Here is a 21655-nt window from a genome sequence, read left to right as displayed (position 1 = left end):
AACCAGACCTCGGCCTGGGTCCGCTTGAAGGCGGTGCTGGCCGAGGTGTGGTAGCGCTTGGCGCCGTCCTTGCGGATGTTGCCCTTCACGACGTACGCCGGGTGCGGGCTGGAGCCGTCCTCGAGCGGGTCGGCGCTACCGGCGCCGTAGCTGCTCGCCGGCGGCAGCGGCTGCTCGGTCTCGGCGGCCGCGGTCTTCTTGCCGCGGTCGTAGAAGTCGCTGCTCGCACCGACGAACCCGGCCGCCTCGGCCGACTCGACGGTGTCGAAGTAGACAGCCGCCTTCGTACGCCCGTAGTAGGGGCTCGCGGTGGTGTGGTACTTCTTCCCGCTGCTGCCCTTGATCGTGTACGCAGCATCCGAGCTGCTGCCGTCGGCGGCAGGCAGCACGGCGCCCGGGTAGGGCGCGCTGCTGGTCGTGGCGGGCACCTCAGCGACGGGCTCCTCGGCCTTCTCCGCAGCGGGCTCGGTGGCAACCGGCTCAGTCGCAACCGGCTCGGCGACGGGAGCGGGCTCGGCGGCGTCGGCGGCTGCGGCCTCGGCGGTGACACTCTCGGCCTCGGCGACCACGGCAGCGGTGTCGGCCTCGGTCACCTCGGCGACGGCGGTCTCGGCGACGGCGGGCTCCTCAGCTGCGGGCTGGGGCTCGGGCTCGGGCTCGGGCTCGGCGGCGTCGGCGGCTGCGGCCTCGGCGGTGACACTCTCGGCCTCGGCGACCACGGCAGCGGTGTCGGCCTCGGTCACCTCGGCGACGGCGGTCTCGGCGACGGCGGGCTCCTCAGCTGCGGGCTGGGGCTCGGGCTCGGGCTCGGGCTCGGCAGCAGCCTCGACCGGCTCCGCGGCCGCGGGGGAGTCGGCCTCAGGGGTCTCGGCGGCGGGAGCCTCGGCGGCGGGAGCCTCGGCAGCCGGCTCAGCGTCCGCCTCAGCGTCCGCCTCGGTCACGGTCGCCTCGGTCACGGTCGCCTCGGACGGGACAGCGGCAGCAGCGACGGGGGCGCTGGTGGTCTCGGTGGCCGGGTGGTCCTCGTCCGTTCGGTGGGCGGCCTTGGCGTCCTTGCGGATCGGCCGTCCGAAGAAGAACCAGATCAGGACAGCGAGGACGAGAATGAGGGCAAGCAGCAAAAGCCACTTCATGGGGTGATGTTTCCTTCCGGGGGAGATCTCGGGTGTGTTGGTGGGGCAGCACAGCGCCCGACGAGGGTGGCGGCCATTTCCCGCGTCCCCCGATATGACCGGAAGAACCGTTGAGGCGCCCGAACGTTACCCTCAGCCGGGTAAAGCATGACTAACACATTCAGGAGCAGTTGCCCATGACCGCCCCGCGCACACTTCTGGCAAGTGCCCGAAAGCAGCTCGCAGAGGCCGGAGTCGACAGTCCCGACGCCGACGCGGCCATCCTGCTGGCCCACGTCCTCGACACCGACCGCAACCGCCTCTTCCTCGTCGACGACGTGGCGGAGCACGACGAGAAGACCTATGCGGACCTGCTCGCCCGCCGCGCAGAACGCGAGCCGCTGCAACACCTGACGGGGGTGGCGTACTTCCGCCACGTCGAGCTCGCCGTCGGCCCCGGCGTCTTCGTGCCGCGGCCGGAGACCGAGCTGCTCGCCGGCTGGGCGATCGATCACGCCGCGGCGATCGAGCGGCCCGTCGTGGTCGACCTCTGCACCGGCTCGGGCGCGATCGCGAAGAGCATCGCCGAGGAGGTCCCGGGCGCCGAGGTGCATGCGGTCGAGCTCTCCGAGGACGCCTACCCCTGGGCCGTACGCAACCTGAGCGGCACCGGGGTGGACCTGCGGCAGGGCGACATGGCCGACGAGTTCGCCGATCTGGACGGCAGCGTCGACGTGCTCGTCTGCAACCCGCCCTACATCCCGCTGGAGGCCTGGGAGTCGGTCGCCCGCGAGGCGAGGGACCACGATCCCGACCTCGCGCTGTTCTCCGGGCAGGACGGCCTCGACGCGATCCGCGTCCTGGAACGGAGGGCCGCCGAGCTGCTCAAGCCCGGAGGAGTGGTCGGCTTCGAGCACGCCGACGAGCAGGGTCCGAACGCCGACAACGGCGGGGCACCGGCCGTCTTCGCGGCCACCGGACGATGGCAGGACGTACGGGATCACCTCGATCTGGCAGGCCGTCCGCGCTTCACGACCGCACAACTGGCAACATGAGCACTGTGACTGAGCGCTACCCGATCACGACCGAGGACGAGCAGACCAAGGCGGTGGACGCTGCCGCGGCCGCGCTGCAGGCCGGTGAGCTCGTGGTCGTGCCGACCGACACGGTCTACGGCGTCGCCGCCGACGCGTTCGACAAGGGAGCCGTGGCGGGCCTGCTGGCCGCCAAGGGCCGTGGCAGGTCGATGCCGCCGCCGGTGCTGATCTCCAACGTCGCCACGCTGGACGCCCTCGCGACGCGGGTCCCCGACTGGGCCCGCACCCTCGTCGAGGAGCTGTGGCCGGGGGCGTTGACGGTGGTGTTCCACCAGCAGCCGTCGCTGCAGTGGGACCTCGGCGAGACCCGCCAGACCGTGGCCGTACGCATCCCCGACTCCGACATCCTGCGCCGGATCATCGACCGGGTCGGTCCGCTGGCCACCAGCTCGGCCAACCGCACCACGATGCCCGCTGCCACCAACGCCGACCAGGCCGACGAGATGCTCGGCAAGATGGTCAAGGCGATCATCGACGGAGGCGAGTCGCCCGTCGGCGAGGCGTCCACGATCATCTCGGCCACCGGTGACGAGCCGAAGGTCCTGCGAGAGGGCGCGATCAGCATCGACCGGATCAACGAGCTGCTGGCGAAGCACGACGTCGCCATCCGGCGCCCGGGCGACCCGGACCCGGCAGTGGCCGACACCGACGTGCCCGACACGGACGCCGACACAGAAGCCTGATGCGCGCCTACGTCCTCCTCTTCCTGGTCGCCGCCGTGGTGACCTACCTGCTCACTGTGGTCGCCCGCGAGTTCGCGATGCGCACAGGGGCTGTCGCGAAGGTCCGAGACCGCGACGTACATGCCGTTCCGATCCCTTACATGGGGGGCGTGGCGATGCTGGGTGGCCTGGTCGCCGCCTACCTGGTCGCCCGCGAGCTGCCGTTCCTGGCCGACGCACCGGACTTCGTGCTGCAGGACACCGGCGTCGTGATCCTGGCCGGCGCGCTGATCTGCATCGTCGGCGTCATCGACGACATCTTCGAGCTCGACGCCCTCACCAAGCTGGGCGGTCAGGTCCTGGCGACCGCGATCCTGGTGGGCTTCAACCTGCAATACAGCCTGATCACCTTCCCCGACGGCACCCAGTTCGCCATCGATCCCGCTCAGGGTGCCCTGCTCACCGGGCTCGTCGTGATCACCGTGGTCAACGCGGTCAACTTCATCGACGGTCTCGACGGACTCGCCGCGGGCGTCGTCGGCATCGGTGCGCTGGCGCTGTTCCTGTTCTGCTACCAGTTCACCCGGATCAACGACATCGGCCGCGCCTCGACAGCGGCTCTCCTGACCGTCGCGCTCGCCGGAGCGTGCGTCGGCTTCCTGATCCACAACTGGCACCCCGCCCGGCTCTTCATGGGCGACAGCGGCTCGATGCTGATCGGCCTCATCCTCGCCGCCAGCGCGGTCACCCTGTCCGGCTCCTACAGTGCCGGCGGACTGAACGTGAACGCCTTCGACGCCTCCACCGCGCTCCTGGTGACCTTCCTTCCGTTGTTGCTGCCCCTGACGATCCTGGTGGTGCCACTCGTCGACCTGGTCCTGGCCGTCGTACGCCGCACCCGCGCCGGCCGTTCCCCGTTCGCCGCGGACAAGAAGCACCTCCACCATCGCCTCCTGGAGATCGGCCACTCCCAGCGCCGCGCCGTGCTGATCATGTGGCTGTGGGCCGGTCTGATGTCCTTCGGCTCCGTCTTCGTGACCCTCTACCGCGGTCCCGTCGTCATCACCGGCCTCGTCATCGCCACCGCCCTCATCGTGCTGCTCACCTTCGTCCTTCCCAAGATCCGCGGCGAGCGCACCGACAAGCTCCTCGAGGTCCCCGAGGAGCTCACGCCGCTGGAGGAACAGCCCCGATAGCGGTGCCTTGATCGATCAATTAGGGAGCCCAAAGACGCTTGTGATAGTTTTCACGAGCGTTCGGGATACGCTCCTGAACACGTGAAATGCCCCCAGAGAGAACGGCCGCCGACGATGACGACCGCAACCAGCAAGTCCAAGGTGCTGCGAGGTTCTGCCGCAGTGTCCGCAGTTGCTGTGCTCGCGGCGATCGGGGTGGCCTTCCTTCTTGCCGGGACCACTGGTCTGACCGGTGCCGCGATCGGATCGATCGCCACCGTGGTCGTGCTGGCGATCGGTTCTTGGGTGATGTTCTGGGTCGCGGCGAAGTCGCCCGCCCTGTCGATGCCCGCCGCCGTCGGTGTCTTCACGCTGTCAGGCATGGTTCTCTTCGTTGTCCTGCTGGTGGTCTCGCAGACCGGGGGAGACGCTGTCGTACGTCCGGCAGCCTTCTCGGTCATGGCGCTCACGGTCGCATGGACGACCACGTTTGCGGTCCTGGTGCGACGCGAGCGGATCCCGCTCTTCGACTTGCCCGGGGCAGACTCATGACTCGCCAGTAGTGCCTGATATCGTCCGGGCCGTCGGGGGCGGCCGCCGGGATGATGCCCGAGCCTTTGAAGCTCGCCACCCAGAATCGTACGTTCGAACAAACAGGAGACAGCGTGAAGTCGCTTGCCGCCACCGTCATGGCGTCGGAGTCGGGGCCTCATATCCCGGGGCCCGCGGACTTCTTCCTTCCGCCGATCATCGGATCCGGCGAGTGGGCTCCGACCAAGGTCATGCTCCTGGTCGTGCTGTCCGTCGTGATCGTCCTCGGCTTCTTCTACGCGGCCTCTCGCAAGGCCGCGGTCGTTCCGGGCCGGCTGCAGTTCGCCGGTGAGTACGTCTACGGGATGGTCCGCAACTCCATCGCGCGCGACATCATCGGCTCCCACGACTACATGAGGTTCGTGCCGTACCTGTTCACGGTCTTCACCTTCATCCTGGTCAACAACTTCTACGGGATCATCCCGCTGGTCCAGTTCCCGACGATGTCGCACATCGGCTACACCGCCGCGCTTGCTGCCATCACCTGGCTGATCTACAACATCGTCGGCATCGCGAAGCACGGTTTCGGCGGCTACCTCAAGCACCAGACGGTGCCCAGCGGTGTGAGCGGCCCGATCCTCATCATGATGGTGCCGCTGGAGTTCCTCTCCAACATCATCGTGCGACCGTTCACGCTGGCGATCCGTCTCTTCGCGACCATGTTCGCCGGTCACCTGCTGGTGGCGCTGTTCTCGATCGGCGGCGCCTGGCTGATCCTCCACTACGCTCCGACGTGGCAGGGCGTCAGCGCCGGTCTCTTCTCCTTCCTGCTCGGCATCCTGGTGTCCTTCCTGGACATGCTGATCATGTTCCTGCAGGCCTATGTCTTCACCCTGCTCTCGGCGATGTACATCGCCGGGGCCATCGCGGACGAGCACTGATACACAGCTCGTTCGACCAGCCAAACCCAACGATGTACAACAACTGACGCAAGGCGCGTCACAACCGAAAGGAAGTCCACAATGGACGGCTCCGCAGACATGATCGGCCTCGGCCTCTCCGCTATCGGCCCGGGTGTCGGTGTCGGTCTGATCTTCGCCGCGTACGTCGCCGGCGTCGCCCGTCAGCCGGAGGCCCAGAGCCGCCTGCAGGCGATCGCGATCCTCGGCTTCGCGCTTTGTGAGCAGTTCTTCATCATCTCCCTGGCTCTCGCCTTCGTCCTCTGACGTAGGGAACTACTGAAGGTTCCGACATGATCCTTACCCAGGTAACCGCTGCGGAGACCGAGATCAACCCGTTGGTCCCGCACGTCCCGGAGATCATCCTCGGTGTCATCGTCATCGCCATCCTCTTCGTGGGAGTCGCGAAGTTCATCGTTCCGAACTTCGAGAAGGCGTACGCCGATCGAACCGCGGCGATCGAAGGCGGCATCGAGAACGCCAACGCCAAGCAGGCCGAGGCCGACGCCAAGCTCGCCCAGCTGGAGGCCCAGCTGGCCGATGCTCGTCACGAGGCTGCCCGCATCCGCGAGCAGGCCCGCGAGGAGGGCGCCGCGATCAAGGCCGAGCTGCGTGCTGAGGCACAGGCCGAGGCCGAGCGCATCATCACCGCAGGCAAGGCGCAGATCGAGGCCGAGCGCCAGGCGGCTGCTGCATCGCTGAAGACCGAGGTCGGCTCGCTGGCCACCGGTCTTGCCGGTCGCATCGTCGGGGAGTCCCTCGACGACGACGAGCGTTCCAGCCGTGTGGTCGAGCGGTTCCTCGCTGACCTCGAGGCAGGGGTTCACTGATGGACTTCCGTGGAGCGTCGGCCGACGCAGTTGCCGCCCTGACCGAGGAGCTGAAGACCGCTGTCTCCGCCTCTCCTGAGGCGGCGGCGAAGGCGGCCGACTCCCTCTTCGAGGTCTCCCAGACCTTCCGCGCCGAAGCAGCTCTGCGCCGCTTCGTCACCGACGCATCGGTACCGGCAGAGGCCAAGACCGGTCTCGTCGGTGAGCTATTCGGCGGGAAGGTCGACGCGACGGCCCTCAGCGTGGTCGAGTCGGCGGTCAAGCACCGCTGGACGCACGCCGGTGACCTGAGCGACGCGGTCGAGCGACTGAGCGAGATCTCCGCGGTCCGCAGCGCCGGCAACGAGGCCAAGCGCCTCGCGGACGAGCTGTTCGCGGTCCAGCAGGCCGTGCAGGACACGCCCGCCCTTCGCGACGCGCTCTCCGACCCGGCTCGCACGACCGAGGACAAGGTCACGCTGGTCGACGACCTTCTCGGCGGCAAGGCGCTGGCCGCGACCGTCGCCCTGACCAAGCAGGCCCTGGCGGGCACCTACCGCACCGCCACGGTCGCGCTGGGTGAATACCAGAAGGTCGCCGCAGCGGTCGCGGGCGAAGGCACCGCAGTCGTTCGCGTGGCCGCTCCGCTCTCGGAGGCGGACACCACCCGCCTGGCCGCTGCCCTCGCGAAGAAGTACGGCCGCGAGGTCCACCTGAACATCGTGGTCGACCCGGCCATCGTCGGCGGCATCAAGGTCTCGATCGGTGACGACGTCATCGACGGCACCATCTCCAGCCGCCTCGACGGGGCGCAGCGAGCACTCGCCGGCTGATCCGGCATCACGGCCTCAACTGGCCGTATGACCCCTGTGTGACACAGACTTCGACGTAAGAACGAGAGAGAAGGCAGAGATGACGGAGCTCACCATCCGTCCCGACGAGATCAGGGACGCGCTGGCAAAGTACGTCGCGGACTACAAGCCCGAGGCGGCGAAGACCGAGGAGGTCGGCACTGTTGCGCGGACCGCTGACGGCATCGCCCAGGTCTCGGGCCTGCCCTCGGCCATGGCGAACGAGCTCCTCGAGTTCGAGGACGGGACCCTCGGTCTCGCCCTGAACCTCGAGACCCGCGAGATCGGTGTCGTCATCCTGGGCGACTTCGACAAGATCGAGGAGGGTCAGTCGGTCCGGCGTACGGGCGAGGTTCTCTCGGTCCCCGTCGGCGACGGCTACCTCGGCCGCGTCGTGGACCCGCTCGGCAACGCGATCGACGGCCTCGGCGACATCGAGACGGTCGGCCGCCGCGCCCTGGAGCTCCAGGCGCCGGGCGTGATGCAGCGCAAGTCGGTTCACGAGCCGCTCGCGACCGGCATCAAGGCGATCGACGCGATGACCCCGATCGGCCGTGGCCAGCGTCAGCTGATCATCGGTGACCGCGCGACCGGTAAGACCACGGTCGCCATCGACACGATCATCAACCAGAAGCAGAACTGGGACTCGGGCGACCCCGACAAGCAGGTCCGCTGCATCTACGTCGCGATCGGCCAGAAGGGCTCGACCATCGCCTCCGTGCGTGGCGCCCTCGAGGAGGCCGGCGCGCTGGAGTACACCACCATCGTGGCCGCTCCCGCGTCCGACTCCGCCGGCTTCAAGTACCTCGCCCCCTACACCGGCTCGGCCATCGGCCAGCACTGGATGTACGAGGGCAAGCACGTCCTGATCGTCTTCGACGACCTGACCAAGCAGGCCGAGGCCTACCGCGCCGTGTCGCTGCTGCTGCGCCGCCCGCCGGGCCGCGAGGCCTACCCGGGTGACGTCTTCTACCTGCACTCCCGCCTGCTGGAGCGCTGCGCGAAGCTCTCCGACGACATGGGTGCCGGCTCGATGACGGGTCTGCCGATCATCGAGACGAAGGCCAACGACGTCTCGGCGTTCATCCCGACCAACGTCATCTCCATCACCGACGGTCAGATCTTCCTGCAGTCCGACCTGTTCGCTGCCAACCAGCGTCCGGCGATCGACGTCGGTGTCTCGGTCTCCCGCGTCGGTGGTGCGGCGATGACCAAGGCGCTCAAGGCCGTCACCGGTTCGCTCAAGGTCGATCTCGCGCAGTACCGCGCGATGGAGGCCTTCGCGATGTTCGCCTCTGACCTGGACGCGGCCTCGAAGCAGCAGCTGGCCCGCGGTCAGCGCCTGATGGCGCTGCTCAAGCAGCCGGCCTACTCGCCCTACCCGATCGACGAGATGACCGTCTCGCTCTGGCTGGGCACCACCGGTCGCCTGGACATCGTCCCGACCGAGGACGTGCTCAAGTTCGAGCAGGAGTTCCTCGACTACCTGCGCCGCTCGCACGAGGGCACCCTCGCCGCGATCCGGGAGTCGCTGAAGTTCGAGGACTCCACCGAGTCCGCGCTCAGCGGTGCGTACGACAGCTTCCTCAACCAGTTCGAGACCTCGGAGGGCACCTCGGTCAAGCCGGGTTCCGCCAAGGAAGAGGCCCTGGCTGACGAGGACGTCGAGCAGGAGCAGATCGTCAAGCAGAAGCGGGGCTGACCATGGCCGTGTCAGTGCGTGAACTCCGCGCGCGGATCAAGTCGACGGAGTCGATGAAGAAGATCACGCGCGCCATGGAGCTCATCGCTGCGTCCCGGATCATCAAGGCGCAGCAGCGGGCCAATGCGGCCGCGCCGTACGCCCGTGAGCTCACCCGCGCCGTCTCCGCGGTGGCGACCTACTCCAACGTCGACCACCCGCTGACCACCGAGCCGGAGACGCCCACCCGCGCCGCCGTGCTGGTGGTCACCAGCGACCGTGGTCTGGCCGGCTCCTACTCCTCGAGCGTGCTCAAGGAGGCCGAGGGCCTGGTCGAGAAGCTCAAGGCCGAGGGCAAGGAGGTCGACCTCTACGTCACCGGACGTAAGGCCGAGGCCTTCTACAAGTTCCGCGGCCGCTCCGTGGCGCAGGCCTGGACCGGCTTCTCGGACCGACCGGACTACGACGCGGCCAAGGAGATCGGCGAGAAGCTGATCGAGGTCTTCGTCGAGGGCACCGAGGCCGAGAAGGCCGCCGCTCCCGGCGTCGACGAGGTCCACGTGGTCTACACGCGGTTCATCACCATGATGACGCAGAAGCCCACCGCCGTACGTCTCCTGCCTCTGGAGGTCGTGGAGGGCACCGAGGCTCCGGCCGAGGGCGACGTCCTGCCGCTCTACGAGTTCGAGCCGTCGGCCGAGGCCGTGCTCGACTCGCTGCTTCCGCAGTACGTCGTGAGCCGGATCTGGTTCGCGCTGCTGCAGGCCGCCGCCTCCGAGCTGGCCCAGCGTCAGAAGGCGATGAAGTCGGCTACCGACAACGCCGACGAGCTCATCAAGAAGTTCACCCGGGTTGCCAACCAGGCTCGCCAGGCCGGCATCACCCAGGAGATCAGCGAGATCGTCGGTGGCGTGAACGCGCTGGCCGACGCCCAGGCTGCGAACGACTGAGAACCCACAGAAAGACTGACTAGAAAATGACCGCACAGGTTGACGAGAAGACCACGACGGGCCGCATCGCCCGCGTGATCGGCCCGGTCGTCGACGTGGAGTTCCCCGTCGACGCCATGCCGGAGATCTACAACAAGCTCGAGGTCGAGGTCACCGTCAACGGTGAGACCTCCACCCTTCCGCTCGAGGTTGCCCAGCACATCGGTGACGGCATGGTCCGCGCGATCTCGCTGAAGCCGACCGACGGCGTCGTCCGCGGTGCCACCGTGACCGACACCGGCGCGCCGATCACCGTGCCCGTGGGTGACGTCACCCTCGGTCACGTGTTCAACGCGACCGGCGACATCCTCGACGTCGACCCGTCCACGGTCGAGGTCAAGGAGCGCTGGGGCATCCACCGCAAGGCTCCGGCCTTCGACCAGCTCGAGTCCAAGACCCAGATGTTCGAGACGGGCATCAAGGTCATCGACCTCCTCACCCCCTACGTGACCGGTGGAAAGATCGGCCTCTTCGGTGGTGCGGGCGTCGGCAAGACCGTGCTCATCCAGGAGATGATCGCCCGAGTCGCCAAGAACCACGGTGGTGTCTCCGTGTTCGCCGGTGTCGGCGAGCGCACCCGTGAGGGCAACGACCTCATCCACGAGATGCAGGAGGCCGGCGTCTATGACAAGGTCGCCCTGACCTTCGGCCAGATGGACGAGCCGCCGGGCACGCGTCTTCGCGTGGCCCTCTCGGCGCTGACGATGGCGGAGTACTTCCGTGACGTCCAGGGCCAGGACGTGCTGCTGTTCATCGACAACATCTTCCGCTTCACCCAGGCGGGCTCCGAGGTCTCGACCCTGCTGGGCCGGATGCCGTCCGCGGTGGGTTACCAGCCCAACCTCGCCGACGAGATGGGTCTGCTCCAGGAGCGGATCACCTCGACGCGTGGTCACTCGATCACCTCGATGCAGGCGATCTACGTGCCGGCCGACGACTACACCGACCCGGCTCCGGCGACCACCTTCGCCCACCTCGACGCCACCACCGAGCTCTCCCGTGAGATCGCGTCGCTGGGTATCTACCCGGCGGTGGACCCGCTGACCTCGACGTCGCGAATCCTCGACCCGCAGTACATTGGTCAGGACCACTACGACTGCGCCGTCCGCGTGAAGCAGATCCTGCAGCGCAACAAGGAGCTCCAGGACATCATCGCGATCCTGGGTGTCGACGAGCTCTCCGAGGAAGACAAGATCATCGTCTCCCGCGCTCGCCGGATCCAGCGGTTCCTCTCGCAGAACACCTACGTTGCCAAGCAGTTCACCGGCATCGAGGGCTCGACGGTTCCGGTCAAGGACACCATCGAGGCGTTCAACAAGATCGCCGACGGTGAGTACGACCACGTCGCCGAGCAGGCGTTCTTCATGTGCGGTGGCCTCGACGACGTCGAGGCGAAGTGGGCCGAGATCCAGAAGAGCCTCTGATGACGGACGCACTTCAGGTGGAGCTCGTCGCTGCAGACCGAGTGGTCTGGAGCGGCGGGGCCACCATGGTCATCGCCCGAACGGTCGACGGTGACGTCGGCATCCTGCGCGGTCACGCGCCGGTGCTGTCGGCGCTCACCGAGGCGGTCGTGGAGATCACTCCGGAGGAGGGCACCGAGGTCATCGCGACCGTCGACGGTGGCTTCCTCTCGGTGGCCAACGACCGCGTCTCGATCCTGTCCGAGCACGTGCTGCTGGCCCACGAGATCGACCTGAGCCAGGCTGAGGTCGAGCTCGAGGAGGCCCGTCGCCTGCTCGGCACCAACAACGACGCCGAGAAGCGCATCCGTCGTGCCGAGGCGCGCATCCGCGCCGTCGAGAAGGCCTCCTAGGAAAGAGGGGCGATACCCGGATGGCATGGTGGGAGCTGCTCTTGGTCGTTGTGGCCGCGTTGCTTCTGCTTGTCCTCGCCTATGGCATCGGGATCGCCGTCCGCCGCCGCCTGCTCGCCCGCAACGGCGGAGTCTTCGAACTGAGCCACCGCGTCCGGGACACCAGTCCCGGGCGCGGTTGGGTCATCGGCATCGGCCGCTACTCCGGTGACGCACAGCTGGAGTGGTTCCGGATCTTCTCGCTCTCGCCGAGACCCAAACGGGTCTGGCGCCGCACCGAGATGTCTTACATCTCCAGCCGCTCTCCCGAGGGGATCGAGGAGCTCGTCCTCTACCCTGAGAGCCTCATCGTGACCTGCGAGGTCAACGGCGACCACATCGACCTGGCCATGGACCAGCAGACGCTGATCGGCTTCCAGGCGTGGCTCGAGTCCCGCCCGATCCGGTCCAACTGGACCGTCTTCTGAGCGTTCTCATCCCGACCGTCCCCGGCGCAACACCGGGGTCGGTCGGTTTGCTTTCGGGGGCTTCCCTGATTGTCCGGAGGGCGTCTGCGACGGATCGTTGAGGTATGTCCTCAACCGCTCCCATTCCCACCCCGCCCACCCCGCCCACCCCGCCCGCTTCGCCTGCTGGCGATGAGCTCCGCTGCACCGACGCCGACCGCGAGCGCGTGATCGACTTGCTCAAGGCCTCCTATGCCGACGGCCGGCTCGACCAGGCCGAGTTCGACGTTCGTTTCGACCTGACCATGAAGGCGAAGACGTACGCCGCCCTGGAGCCGATCACGCGCGACCTGGTCGCGCAGCCCACGCCGGCCCCGGCGCCGGCCAAGCCCGCCCGCGACCTGCTGCCGCCGCCGACCACCGAGGAGAGGCTTCTGGCCGCGCTCGCCCAGGCCACGACCTGGGTGCCGATCGTCGTCGGTCCCGCGATCCTCTACTACACCGTCGGCAAGCGCTCCGAGTTCGTGAAGCACCACGCCGCCGGCGCCCTCAACCTGCAGCTCACCCTGCTCGCGGTCACGATCGTGACCTTCGGGATCGGTGGCGCGCTCTACGGGATCGCCTGGGTCCTGGCGACCGCCTTCGCCGTCATCGCCCTCGCCGGTGCCCCGCTGCGCCAGCCGTGGGTGCTGCCGATCTTCGGCCGCGGTGGTCCCTACGAGAAGAAGCGCGACTGAGTCCCACCCCTGGTCACGGCCAGGGGCGCGGCGAGGAGGCCACTAGCCTTTACTCGTGACGCCTCTTCGCCGTGCCCGAGCCGGATCGGTGGTGGCGTTCGCCACGAACGGGCTGCTGTCCGCGACCTTCATCTCCCGCATCCCCGCGCTGCGCGAGAGCCTCGGCCTGAACAACTCTGCCGTCGGCCTGATGCTGCTGGCGATGGGGATCGGGTCGGTCGCCGCCCTGCCGCTCGCCGGGGGACTGGTGATGCGCTGGGGCGCCGCCCGGGTCGTACGTCGCTGCGCGGTGCTCTGCGTCGCCGCACTGACCCTCGTCGCGATCTCCGGCAGCTGGCTCGGACAGGCCTGGCTGATGGCGCTGTTCCTGGTGGCGTACGGCATCGGCTACGGCGTCTGGGACGTCGCCATGAACGTCGAGGGTGCCGCGGTCGAGCGGCTCGGCGGGAAGACGCTGATGCCCCAGCTGCACGCGATGTGGAGTGTCGGGACCGTGCTGGGCGGGCTGCTGGGCATCGCCCTGGTCGGCACGCTGCCGACGGTGTGGCACATCGCCGGGGTCGCGGCCGTCGCGCTGGCGATCTGCTGGTGGGGGACTGCCGGGTTCCTGCCCGCCGAGGCTCCCGCGGAGGGGCACTCACCGCGGCGCGAGCTGCTCGCCGCCTGGCGCTCGCCCCACACCCTGCTGCTGGGCCTGATGGTGCTCGCCTTCGCCGCCGCCGAGGGGAGCGCCAACGACTGGGTCTCGCTGGCGATGATCGACGGCTACGACGTGAGCCACCGGGTCGGAGTGGCGTGCTACGCGGCCTTCGTCTTCTGCATGAGCCTGGCCCGGTTCGCCGGCGCGAAGGTCATCGACCGCGTCGGCCGGCAGCCGGTCCTGATCACCTCGGCGGCCCTGGCAGGTGCCGGGATCGTGCTCACTGTGCTCGCCGGCTCCTTCGGGCTCGCGCTCGTGGGCATCGTGCTGTGGGGCTTCGGCGCCGCCCTCGGCTTCCCGCTGGGGATCAGCATCGCCGCCGACGACGAGACCCGGGCGGCTGCTCGTGTCTCGGTCGTGTCCACGCTGGCCTACGGAGCCTTCCTCGGCTTCCCGCCGATCCTGGGTGCCGTGGGAGACCAGATCGGCACCCTGCGCGCGCTCCTGGTCGTCGCCGTCCTGATGCTGCCTGCGGCGGCCCTGGCGGCGACGGTGGCGCGGCGGCGGGCGGTGTAACACGCTGTTCGTAGGACCATCCGGTCGTTCTGGACGGGCGAGAGGTCCTACGAACGACGTGTTACACGGGAGCGACGGCGCCGAGCGAGAGCTCAGTCGAAGAGCGCGCGGATGTCGTCGGCGCCGATGGTGGAGCCCATGGCACCCTCGCCGTCGACGACCTTCGCGAAGAGCTCGGCCTTGCGCTCCTTGAGCTCCATGACCTTCTCCTCGATCGTGTCCGTGGAGACGAGCCGGTAGACCATGACGTGCTGGGTCTGGCCGATGCGGTGGGCGCGGTCGACGGCCTGGGCCTCGGCGGCGGGGTTCCACCACGGGTCGAGCACGAAGACGTAGTCGGCCTCGGTCAGGGTCAGGCCGACGCCGCCGGCCTTCAACGAGATCAGGAAGACGGGGGCGTCGCCGTCGCGGAAGCTCTCGATCACCGCACCGCGGTCGCGGGTGGCGCCGTCGAGATAGGCGGCGTCGATGCCGGCCTCGGCGAGCCGGGTGCGGGCCCGGCCGAGGAACGAGGTGAACTGGCTGAAGACCAGCGCCTTGTGGCCCTCGGCCGCGAGCTCCTCGATGTGGTCGACGAGGGTGTCGAGCTTCGCGGAGCCGACGTGGTCGTCCTCGGGGTCGACCAGGCCGGGGTCGAGGGAGAGCTGGCGCAGCCTGGTCAGCGCGCTGAGGATCGCGACCCGGTTGTCGTTGAAGTCGTCGAGCAGGTGCAGGATCCGCTGCCGCTCCTTGGCCAGGTGGGCGTCGTAGATCTTGCGGTGGGCCGGGTTGAGGTCCACCCCGAGCACCTGCTCCTGCTTGGGCGGCAGGTCGTCGGCGACGAGTTCCTTCGTACGCCGGAGCAGGAACGGGCGCAACCGCGTCCGGAAGCGGCGCAGCGCGCTGTCGTCGCCCGACTTCTCCACCGGGGAGACCACGGTATCGCGGAACATCCGCGGGCTGGGGTAGAGGCCCGGCGCCGTGATCGAGAGCAGCGCCCACAGCTCCATCAGCCGGTTCTCGAACGGCGTGCCGGTCACCGCGAGACGCCAGCGGGCGTCGATGCGGCGGGCGGCTGCGTACGTCTTGGACTGATGGTTCTTCACCTGCTGGGCCTCGTCGAGGACGAGGCCGGACCAGGGGCGGCCGGCGAAGGCATCCTGCTCGAGCCGGAGGATCGCGTAGGTGGTGACCACGACGTCGGCGTCCTCGCGGGCCTCGGCCACGGAGTCGACGCGTTTGCTCACCGTGCTCACCCGGAGGTCGGGGGTGTGGCGGCGGGCCTCCTGGACCCAGGCGGGTACGACGGAGGTGGGTGCCACGACGAGGTAGGGCGCGCGCGGGCCGGGCTGCGCATGCACGGCGTGGGAGATCGTGGCCAGGACCTGGAGCGTCTTGCCGAGACCCATGTCGTCGGCGAGGATCCCGCCGAGTCCCTGGTCGTGCAGGAACGCCAGCCAGTGGAAGCCGTCGCGCTGGTAGTGACGCAGCTCGGTCGACAGCCCGGTGGGCTCGGGCCGCGGGATCTCGCGCAGGTCGCGCAGCGCCTGGGCGCGCTGGACCCACTCGGCCGCCTGCTGGTCGACCACGCCCAGCTCGGCGAGCTCGGCCCACACGCCGAGGTCATGCTTGCCGACCGCGAGTCCGTCGCCGGTGCGCTCGTGGAGCTGGCCAGCGGCCTCGACAACGTTGCGGAGCCGGTCGAGCTCGGGCCGGTCGGTGGTGATGTAGGTGCCGCTGGGGAGGATCAGGTGGTCGTCGCCGCGGGTCAGCGCCGCCAGCACGTCGGGCAGCGGAACCGCCTCGCCGCCGATCCGGATCACGACCTGCAGGTCGAGCCAGTCCTGCCCGGCCACGGTGGCGCCCTCGGGAGAGGTGACCTCGAAGGAGATCTCGGGGTCCTCGTCGGTCTCGCGGAAGTCGGGGCGCTCCACCTCGGTGACCTCGACGCCCTCGACCTCGCGGAGCGCGGGGAGGTCGTGGATGGCGAGCGCGAGCGCGTCGCCGTCGCGTACCTCCTGCTTGCGGAGCAGTTCGGCAGAGACCTGCTCGCGCAGAGAAGCCTCCTGGGCCGGGTCGCGGACCAGGCCGAGATCCTCGCGGGAGTCGACCGGGTAGTGGCGTACGCCGTAGGCCCACGTCCAGCCGAGTGTGGCGTGCGTCGAGCTGCGCCAGGTGACCGTCAGGGTCAGACGGGGTGCGGGCGGCTCGGGGATGTCGAGGGAGTCGTCGGTCGAGCGCAGCGGGACCAGGCGGGCCAACGGGCCCAGCAGGGCGCTCAGCGTGCCGATCTCGGGCTCCGGGACGACGAGGGGCTCCCGGGCCGTCACCAGCCGCTGTGCGTGCGTCGACAGCGGTCCGGACAGCTCGCCGAGGTGGAGCACCCCGGTGTCGAGCACGCCCACCGAGCGGGTCGGGCGACCGATCGGGAGCACCGTCGGGCCGGCGTAGACGCGGTCGCCGTGCGCCAGGCCGAAGCGAAGGACGGCCTCGCCGTCCTCGCGGCGCAGCTCGCCGGCGAGCGAGAGCGGCTCGTCGAAGATCACCACGCCGCGTACGTTCTCCCCGGGCAGCACGGTCACGCCGCCACGGATCGCGTCGCGGAGGAGGCTGATCGCGTGCTCGCCGAAGTCGGCGAGGCTGAGCGAGGAGCCGCGGGCGTAGAGCAGCCGGTCGGGTCGCAGCTGCCGGGCCAGCTCCTGCAGCGGGAGCAGCTGGCTGCGCGGGAAGTCCTTGCCGGGCAGCGCGCCGGGGATGTTGGCCCAGTCGGCTCCCGTCTTCGCCCAGCGCTCACGATTGCCCATGCGCATCGGCCGGAGCTCGACCGTCGGGGCGCTCGCCACCGCCGACCGCGGGCTGTGTACGTCGATCTCCAGCGCCAGCGCCGGCAGGTCGTCCTCGGGCTTGTTGTCCTCGGCGAGCTGGCCCAGCAGCGTACGCAGCTCCGTCTCCCACACCGAGGCCTGGGACGTCACCGACGTCCGGGACCCGGTGAGGACGAGGCCGAGGGCGGCGCCGTGCTTGCAGCTGTTGCGTACGGGGCAGGTGCACGAGCTCGTCACTCGGTCGATGCCGTTGCGGGACTCCAGGCTGAGCGTCGCACGGTAGGGCGCAGGACTGCTGCCCCTGACCTCCGCCGTGGCACGCAGCGTGCCGCCGACCTCGCTGACCTGGGGCTCGCCGACCCGGCCCTCGGCCGCATAGGCCTTTCCGCGCTCCATGGTCTGCGGGTCGAAGGTCTCGCGGAGCAGGTCATTCGTGAGAGCTTCGAGCGAGGACACCCGACCTAGTCTTCCAGGATGAGGGCGGTTCTGCGACTTCGTGGACGCTCGTGGTGAGCAGCGTCTCGTTCGCTGTGGTCGTGGTGGTCTAGACCAGCGGCGCGCCACCCGAGGGTGCCGGTGCATTCATCGGCCTGCATAGCCGCGCGCCCGCGGAGAGTGCCGAGGCAACCGAATCCGAACCCTTCGCCACTTGATCGTCGCGTAAAAGGAAAGCCACCTCGATCCGAGCGGGGGGATCCGGACCGAGGTGGCGATGAATACTTTCGGCCAAGTCGGCTGTGAATGCAAGTCGAACCACCATGGCGGGAATATGACGTGTCGTATATCTGCCATGATGTCCGTCGTTCCTTCCCCGCCACGAAAGGGTTCTCGGATGCTCGATGCGCTCGGTCTCGACAATCTCGAGGAGACGGTCTACCGCCAGCTGGTCGGCGCGCCGTCTGCGAACCTCGAAGAGCTGGCTGAGGCGGCCGAGCTGGACACCTTCGCGGTCTCGGCGGTCCTGTCGGCGCTGGAGGGGAAAGGTCTGGTCGCGAGGGCCTCGGCGGGTCAGGACCGCTACGTCGCGTCGCCGCCGGCGGTGGCACTCGGGGCGCTGTTGGTCCAGCGTCAGGACGAGCTGCGACGTGCCCAGGTCGAGATGACCGAGCTCGCTGGTCTCTATCGCGGCTCGGTCGCGCGCCGTGACGTGGCCGACGTCGTCGACGTCGTGCACGGCACCGAGGCGATCGCCCAGCGGTTCGCTCAGCTGCAGTACTCGGCGAAGAAGTGCATCCAGGCGCTGCAGAAGCCGCAGGCCGCGGTCGTCACGCGGGAGGACGCCGACGAGGCCGAGCGGGCGGCGATCGAGCGCGGCGTCCGGCACGACATCGTGCTCGAGCGCTCCGTCTTCGACACTCCCGGCATCTACGAGACCATCGACTCCGCGCTCGAGATCGGGATCGAGCTGCGGGTCGTGCCGACCGTGCCGCTGCGCGCCTTCATCGTCGACCGGGAGATCGCCCTGATCCCCTTGATGAACAGTGAGCACAATACGGTCCAGGACGCGCTGCTGCTCCATCCCAGCGGCCTCCTCGACGCGATCCTCGCCCTCTTCGACCTGATCTGGACCTCGGCGCCGAAGCTCGTCGCGACGCCCGAGGGCACCGTGGAGATGGCGGCCGACCGGCTCGAGCCGCTGGACACCAAGGTGCTCTCGCTGTTGCTGGCGGGCCTGACCGACGCCTCCATCGGGGCGCAGCTCGGGCTGTCGCTGCGTACGGTCCAGCGGCGGGTGCGCCAGATGATGGACCGCGCGCAGGTCGGCACCCGCCTCCAGCTGGGCTACGAGGCGGGTCGCCGCGGCTGGCTGTGATCCGGTCTAGCGCTCGCCGCCCGGCACCCACAGGACGTCGCCCTGCTCGCGGTTGGCGTGCCGGGCGAGGATGAAGAGCAGGTCGCTGAGACGGTTGAGGTAGGTCAGGGCGAGCTTGTTCATGCTCTCCCCGTGGACCGCGTACGCCGCCCAGGCCGCCCGCTCCGCACGACGAGCGACGGTGCGGGCCACGTGCAGATGGGCGGCGGCGACGGTGCCGCCGGAGAGGATGAACGAGCGGAGCTTCTCCAGGGGCTCGTTGTAGGCGTCGCACCAGGCCTCGAGCCGGTCGATGTAGGCCTGCTCGACACGCAGCGGCGGATACTCCGGATCGGGCACCACTGGCGTGGACAGGTCGGCGCCGACGTCGAAGAGGTCGTTCTGGATCGTCGTCAGGACCTTGACGACATCCTCGTCGATGCCGCCGTGGGCCAGTGCGACACCGATCGCGGCGCCGGCCTCGTCGGTGGTCGCATAGGCCTCCAGCCGCAGGTCGGTCTTGGCGGTCAGGCTCATGTCGCCGAGCCGGGTCTCACCGGCGTCGCCGGTGCGGGTGTAGATGCGCGTCAGGTTGACCATGCGCTGAGCCTATGCGGGCGGTCCACTTCTCGGCGTATGGTCAAATGACAGAAAATTGTGACAAAAGTGACGAATGAGGCGATTGAGGTGCAACCAATCTGAGTGGCCGCGCGTCATAGTGGGCGAGAGGGAGCGTCTTTCTTCTATGTGAGGGCAACCCATTTCTGGGGATGGAGGCAAGCATGGAGATCGTGATCGACGGACCGACGCTGGTGCTGAGCGGGGATTTCGACGTACGAAGCACCTGGATGGCACGCAGCGTGATCTACGACCACCTCGACTCGGTGGAGGGGGACGTCGTGCTCGATGTCTCCGGCGTCGCCAGTGCTGATGTCACGGCGTTGAAGCTCCTCGCCGTCGCGACCCGGCAGGCGCACTCCGAGGGTCGTCACCTCACCCTGCACGGCTGCACTCCCGCGGTGCGCCGCATGCTCCACCTCTCCAGGCTCTATCGTGTCCTCGAGGTGGAGAACTCCCCGCTCATCGCGTAGTCGGTAAAGAGTGGTCGGCGAGTGACATCTTCCACACCGGAGCCGGTTACTGATCGGTAACCGAGGGGCTAGCATGCCTCTTATGACGGACACCACGCCTTCCGAGCAGAGCCGCCCGGCGAAGGATCGCTCCTGGCTGATGCGGACGTACGCCGGCCACTCGACCGCCGAGGCGTCCAACGAGCTCTACCGGACCAACCTCGCCAAGGGCCAGACCGGTCTCTCGGTCGCCTTCGACCTGCCCACGCAGACCGGCTACGACCCCGACAGCGCCCTCGCCCGCGGCGAGGTCGGCAAGGTGGGCGTGCCGATCATGCACATGGGGGAGATGCGCAAGCTCTTCGACCAGATCCCCCTCACCGAGATGAACACCTCGATGACGATCAACGCGACCGCCATGTGGCTGCTCGCGATGTATCAGGTCACCGCCGAGGAGCAGAACCCCGGCATGGACCCGGCCGAGGTGGCCGCCAAACTGGCCGGCACCACCCAGAACGACATCATCAAGGAGTACCTCTCCCGGGGGACGTACGTCTTCCCGCCGGAGCACTCCTTGCGGCTGATCAGCGACATGATCGCCTACACGGTCCACCAGATCCCGAAGTGGAACCCGATCAACATCTGCAGCTACCACCTGCAGGAGGCCGGGGCGACGCCGGTGCAGGAGATCGCCTACTCGATGTGCACCGCGATCTCGGTGCTCGACGCGGTCAAGGCGTCCGGGCAGGTCTCCGAGGAGGACTTCGGCAAGGTCGTCGGCCGGATCTCGTTCTTCGTCAACGCGGGCGTGCGGTTCGTCGAGGAGATGTGCAAGATGCGCGCCTTCGTCGAGCTGTGGGATGAGATCACCCGCGAGCGCTACGGCGTCGAGGACCCGAAGATGCGCCGGTTCCGTTACGGCGTGCAGGTCAACTCCCTCGGCCTCACCGAGGCGCAGCCGGAGAACAACGTCCAGCGCATCGTGCTGGAGATGCTCGCGGTGACGCTGTCCAAGAACGCGCGTGCGCGGGCCGTGCAGCTGCCGGCCTGGAACGAGGCGCTCGGCCTGCCCCGTCCGTGGGACCAGCAGTGGTCGCTGCGTCTGCAGCAGGTGCTGGCCTACGAGTCCGACCTGCTCGAGTACGACGACCTCTTCGACGGCTCGCCGGTCGTCGAGGCCAAGGTGGCCGAGCTCGTCGCGGGCGCCAAGGAGGAGATCGACCGGGTCCAGGCCATGGGCGGCGCGATCGCCGCGGTCGACAGCGGCTACATGAAGTCCGAGCTGGTCTCCTCGCACGCGCGCCGCCGCGCCGCGATCGAGGCCGGCGACGAGATCATCGTCGGCGTCAACAAGTTCACCACGACCGAGCCCTCGCCGCTGACCGCGGATCTGGATGCCGCGATCATGGTCGCCGACCCGCGCGCCGAGGAGGCCGCCAAGGCCTCGCTCGAGGCATGGAAGGCGGAGCGTGACGACGCCGCCGTCGCCGAGGCGCTGGCGGCCCTGGCCGCCGCTGCGAAGACCGACGCCAACCTGATGGAAGCCACCCTGGCCGCCGCCCGGGCGGGGGCGACCACGGGGGAGTGGGCCGGCACCCTGCGGGAGGTGTTCGGCGAGTTCCGGGCACCCACCGGTGTCTCCGGCGCCGTCGGTGCCGCGGAGGCCGGCGCCGAGCTCGCCGCGGTCCGGGAGAGAGTGAAGGCCACCGGCGAGGAGCTCGGCGTCAAGCTGCGCATGCTCGTCGGCAAGCCGGGTCTGGACGGTCACTCCAACGGCGCCGAGCAGGTCGCGGTGCGTGCCCGCGACGCCGGCTTCGAGGTCATCTATCAGGGCATCCGGCTCACCCCGGAGCAGATCGTCTCCGCGGCGGTCGCCGAGGACGTACACGTGGTCGGGCTGTCGATCCT

The 21655-nt window shown here is 68.8% G+C and carries 20 protein-coding genes and 1 pseudogene; 18 read left to right on the top strand and 3 right to left on the bottom strand.

Going from position 1 to position 21655, the window contains the following annotated elements; translation table 11 throughout:
- Positions 1-1133 (bottom strand): annotated as a pseudogene (locus ACFVJS_RS14670) (hypothetical protein); the annotation flags it as partial.
- Positions 1134-1309: 176 nt separating this feature from the next.
- On the opposite strand from ACFVJS_RS14670, the gene prmC reads away from it, so the two are divergent.
- The 15 genes from prmC to ACFVJS_RS14595 all read left to right on the top strand — a co-directional run bounded on the left by prmC (position 1310) and on the right by ACFVJS_RS14595 (position 14081).
- On the top strand, positions 1310-2167 hold the full coding sequence (gene prmC, locus ACFVJS_RS14665; RefSeq protein WP_378881293.1) for a peptide chain release factor N(5)-glutamine methyltransferase: 858 nt from the start codon (positions 1310-1312) through the stop codon (positions 2165-2167).
- Positions 2164-2892 (top strand): L-threonylcarbamoyladenylate synthase, encoded by a 729-nt coding sequence (locus ACFVJS_RS14660; RefSeq protein WP_378881290.1) that lies wholly within the window; start codon positions 2164-2166, stop codon positions 2890-2892. Before prmC ends, ACFVJS_RS14660 begins: the two co-directional genes overlap by 4 nt.
- A complete protein-coding gene (locus ACFVJS_RS14655) occupies positions 2892-4067 on the top strand; it encodes a glycosyltransferase family 4 protein (protein ID WP_378881287.1) in 1176 nt (391 codons plus the stop codon). The genes ACFVJS_RS14660 and ACFVJS_RS14655 overlap by 1 nt, the downstream gene beginning before the upstream one ends.
- A 162-nt stretch (positions 4068-4229) precedes the next feature.
- Complete coding sequence (locus tag ACFVJS_RS14650; RefSeq protein ID WP_378881285.1) at positions 4230-4598, top strand: hypothetical protein; 369 nt, start codon at positions 4230-4232, stop codon at positions 4596-4598.
- Between the two features lie 113 nt (positions 4599-4711).
- The gene (atpB, locus tag ACFVJS_RS14645; protein WP_378881282.1) at positions 4712-5518 is read left to right on the top strand and encodes a F0F1 ATP synthase subunit A; all 807 of its coding nucleotides are present in this window, start codon (positions 4712-4714) and stop codon (positions 5516-5518) included.
- Positions 5519-5599: 81 nt separating this feature from the next.
- Positions 5600-5803 carry an ATP synthase F0 subunit C gene (locus ACFVJS_RS14640; protein WP_008362139.1) on the top strand — a complete coding sequence of 68 codons (204 nt, stop codon included), beginning with the start codon at positions 5600-5602 and terminating at the stop codon, positions 5801-5803.
- A 26-nt stretch (positions 5804-5829) separates the two neighbouring features.
- Positions 5830-6366, top strand: coding sequence for a F0F1 ATP synthase subunit B (locus ACFVJS_RS14635; RefSeq protein ID WP_008362140.1), 537 nt, complete (start codon positions 5830-5832; stop codon positions 6364-6366).
- Positions 6366-7178, top strand: a complete 813-nt coding sequence (locus ACFVJS_RS14630; protein ID WP_378881278.1) for a F0F1 ATP synthase subunit delta — start codon at positions 6366-6368, stop codon at positions 7176-7178. Before ACFVJS_RS14635 ends, ACFVJS_RS14630 begins: the two co-directional genes overlap by 1 nt.
- A gap of 79 nt (positions 7179-7257) precedes the next feature.
- Complete coding sequence (gene atpA, locus ACFVJS_RS14625; RefSeq protein ID WP_378881277.1) at positions 7258-8898, top strand: F0F1 ATP synthase subunit alpha; 1641 nt, start codon at positions 7258-7260, stop codon at positions 8896-8898.
- A gap of 2 nt (positions 8899-8900) precedes the next feature.
- Entirely contained in the window at positions 8901-9827 is a 927-nt protein-coding gene (locus ACFVJS_RS14620; RefSeq protein ID WP_378881274.1) for a F0F1 ATP synthase subunit gamma, read from the top strand.
- Positions 9828-9853: 26 nt separating this feature from the next.
- A complete protein-coding gene (gene atpD, locus ACFVJS_RS14615; RefSeq protein ID WP_378881273.1) occupies positions 9854-11290 on the top strand; it encodes a F0F1 ATP synthase subunit beta in 1437 nt (478 codons plus the stop codon).
- Positions 11290-11682: a F0F1 ATP synthase subunit epsilon gene (locus ACFVJS_RS14610; protein WP_165109840.1), complete on the top strand. Its 393-nt coding sequence runs from the start codon at positions 11290-11292 to the stop codon at positions 11680-11682. Before atpD ends, ACFVJS_RS14610 begins: the two co-directional genes overlap by 1 nt.
- Before the next feature lie 20 nt (positions 11683-11702).
- Entirely contained in the window at positions 11703-12149 is a 447-nt protein-coding gene (locus ACFVJS_RS14605) for a DUF2550 domain-containing protein (protein ID WP_378881270.1), read from the top strand.
- A 104-nt stretch (positions 12150-12253) separates the two neighbouring features.
- On the top strand, positions 12254-12865 hold the full coding sequence (locus ACFVJS_RS14600; RefSeq protein ID WP_378881268.1) for a DUF1707 and DUF4870 domain-containing protein: 612 nt from the start codon (positions 12254-12256) through the stop codon (positions 12863-12865).
- Positions 12866-12920: 55 nt separating this feature from the next.
- A complete protein-coding gene (locus ACFVJS_RS14595; protein ID WP_378881265.1) occupies positions 12921-14081 on the top strand; it encodes an MFS transporter in 1161 nt (386 codons plus the stop codon).
- 92 nt (positions 14082-14173) lie between these two features.
- Here the strand turns inward: ACFVJS_RS14595 and ACFVJS_RS14590 are convergent, their stop codons facing one another.
- The gene (locus ACFVJS_RS14590) at positions 14174-17341 is read right to left on the bottom strand and encodes an SNF2-related protein (RefSeq protein WP_378881262.1); all 3168 of its coding nucleotides are present in this window, start codon (positions 17339-17341) and stop codon (positions 14174-14176) included.
- A 376-nt stretch (positions 17342-17717) separates the two neighbouring features.
- Between ACFVJS_RS14590 and ACFVJS_RS14585 the strand changes: the two genes are divergently transcribed.
- Positions 17718-18698, top strand: a complete 981-nt coding sequence (locus ACFVJS_RS14585; RefSeq protein ID WP_378881259.1) for a helix-turn-helix domain-containing protein — start codon at positions 17718-17720, stop codon at positions 18696-18698.
- A 6-nt stretch (positions 18699-18704) separates the two neighbouring features.
- Here ACFVJS_RS14585 and ACFVJS_RS14580 read toward each other — a convergent pair whose 3' ends face one another.
- Positions 18705-19277, bottom strand: a complete 573-nt coding sequence (locus tag ACFVJS_RS14580) for a cob(I)yrinic acid a,c-diamide adenosyltransferase (protein WP_378881256.1) — start codon at positions 19275-19277, stop codon at positions 18705-18707.
- A gap of 182 nt (positions 19278-19459) precedes the next feature.
- Between ACFVJS_RS14580 and ACFVJS_RS14575 the strand changes: the two genes are divergently transcribed.
- Positions 19460-19768 carry an STAS domain-containing protein gene (locus ACFVJS_RS14575; RefSeq protein ID WP_378881254.1) on the top strand — a complete coding sequence of 103 codons (309 nt, stop codon included), beginning with the start codon at positions 19460-19462 and terminating at the stop codon, positions 19766-19768.
- An 82-nt stretch (positions 19769-19850) separates the two neighbouring features.
- A partial coding sequence (locus tag ACFVJS_RS14570) for a methylmalonyl-CoA mutase family protein (RefSeq protein WP_378881252.1) occupies positions 19851-21655 on the top strand: 1805 nt, incomplete at its 3' end.

Origin of the sequence: Nocardioides sp. NPDC057772, assembly GCF_042798075.1 — a bacterium.
In the GTDB taxonomy this organism is placed as follows: Bacteria; Actinomycetota; Actinomycetes; order Propionibacteriales; family Nocardioidaceae; genus Nocardioides.
The sequence above is the reverse complement of the archived record's forward strand: the minus strand, read 5'-3'. Positions and strand labels throughout refer to the sequence as shown.

What these genes read in the sequence shown, in the direction of transcription:
- atpD (WP_378881273.1), top strand. Translation starts at nt 9,854, where the DNA reads ATGACCGCACAGGTTGACGAGAAGACCACGACGGGCCGCATCGCCCGC.
- ACFVJS_RS14660 (WP_378881290.1), top strand. Translation starts at nt 2,164, where the DNA reads ATGAGCACTGTGACTGAGCGCTACCCGATCACGACCGAGGACGAGCAG.
- atpA (WP_378881277.1), top strand. Translation starts at nt 7,258, where the DNA reads ATGACGGAGCTCACCATCCGTCCCGACGAGATCAGGGACGCGCTGGCA.
- ACFVJS_RS14585 (WP_378881259.1), top strand. Translation starts at nt 17,718, where the DNA reads ATGCTCGATGCGCTCGGTCTCGACAATCTCGAGGAGACGGTCTACCGC.
- ACFVJS_RS14610 (WP_165109840.1), top strand. Translation starts at nt 11,290, where the DNA reads ATGACGGACGCACTTCAGGTGGAGCTCGTCGCTGCAGACCGAGTGGTC.
- ACFVJS_RS14600 (WP_378881268.1), top strand. Translation starts at nt 12,254, where the DNA reads ATGTCCTCAACCGCTCCCATTCCCACCCCGCCCACCCCGCCCACCCCG.
- ACFVJS_RS14580 (WP_378881256.1), bottom strand. Translation starts at nt 19,277, where the DNA reads ATGGTCAACCTGACGCGCATCTACACCCGCACCGGCGACGCCGGTGAG.
- prmC (WP_378881293.1), top strand. Translation starts at nt 1,310, where the DNA reads ATGACCGCCCCGCGCACACTTCTGGCAAGTGCCCGAAAGCAGCTCGCA.
- ACFVJS_RS14620 (WP_378881274.1), top strand. Translation starts at nt 8,901, where the DNA reads ATGGCCGTGTCAGTGCGTGAACTCCGCGCGCGGATCAAGTCGACGGAG.
- ACFVJS_RS14630 (WP_378881278.1), top strand. Translation starts at nt 6,366, where the DNA reads ATGGACTTCCGTGGAGCGTCGGCCGACGCAGTTGCCGCCCTGACCGAG.
- ACFVJS_RS14635 (WP_008362140.1), top strand. Translation starts at nt 5,830, where the DNA reads ATGATCCTTACCCAGGTAACCGCTGCGGAGACCGAGATCAACCCGTTG.
- ACFVJS_RS14655 (WP_378881287.1), top strand. Translation starts at nt 2,892, where the DNA reads ATGCGCGCCTACGTCCTCCTCTTCCTGGTCGCCGCCGTGGTGACCTAC.
- ACFVJS_RS14575 (WP_378881254.1), top strand. Translation starts at nt 19,460, where the DNA reads ATGGAGATCGTGATCGACGGACCGACGCTGGTGCTGAGCGGGGATTTC.
- ACFVJS_RS14605 (WP_378881270.1), top strand. Translation starts at nt 11,703, where the DNA reads ATGGCATGGTGGGAGCTGCTCTTGGTCGTTGTGGCCGCGTTGCTTCTG.
- ACFVJS_RS14640 (WP_008362139.1), top strand. Translation starts at nt 5,600, where the DNA reads ATGGACGGCTCCGCAGACATGATCGGCCTCGGCCTCTCCGCTATCGGC.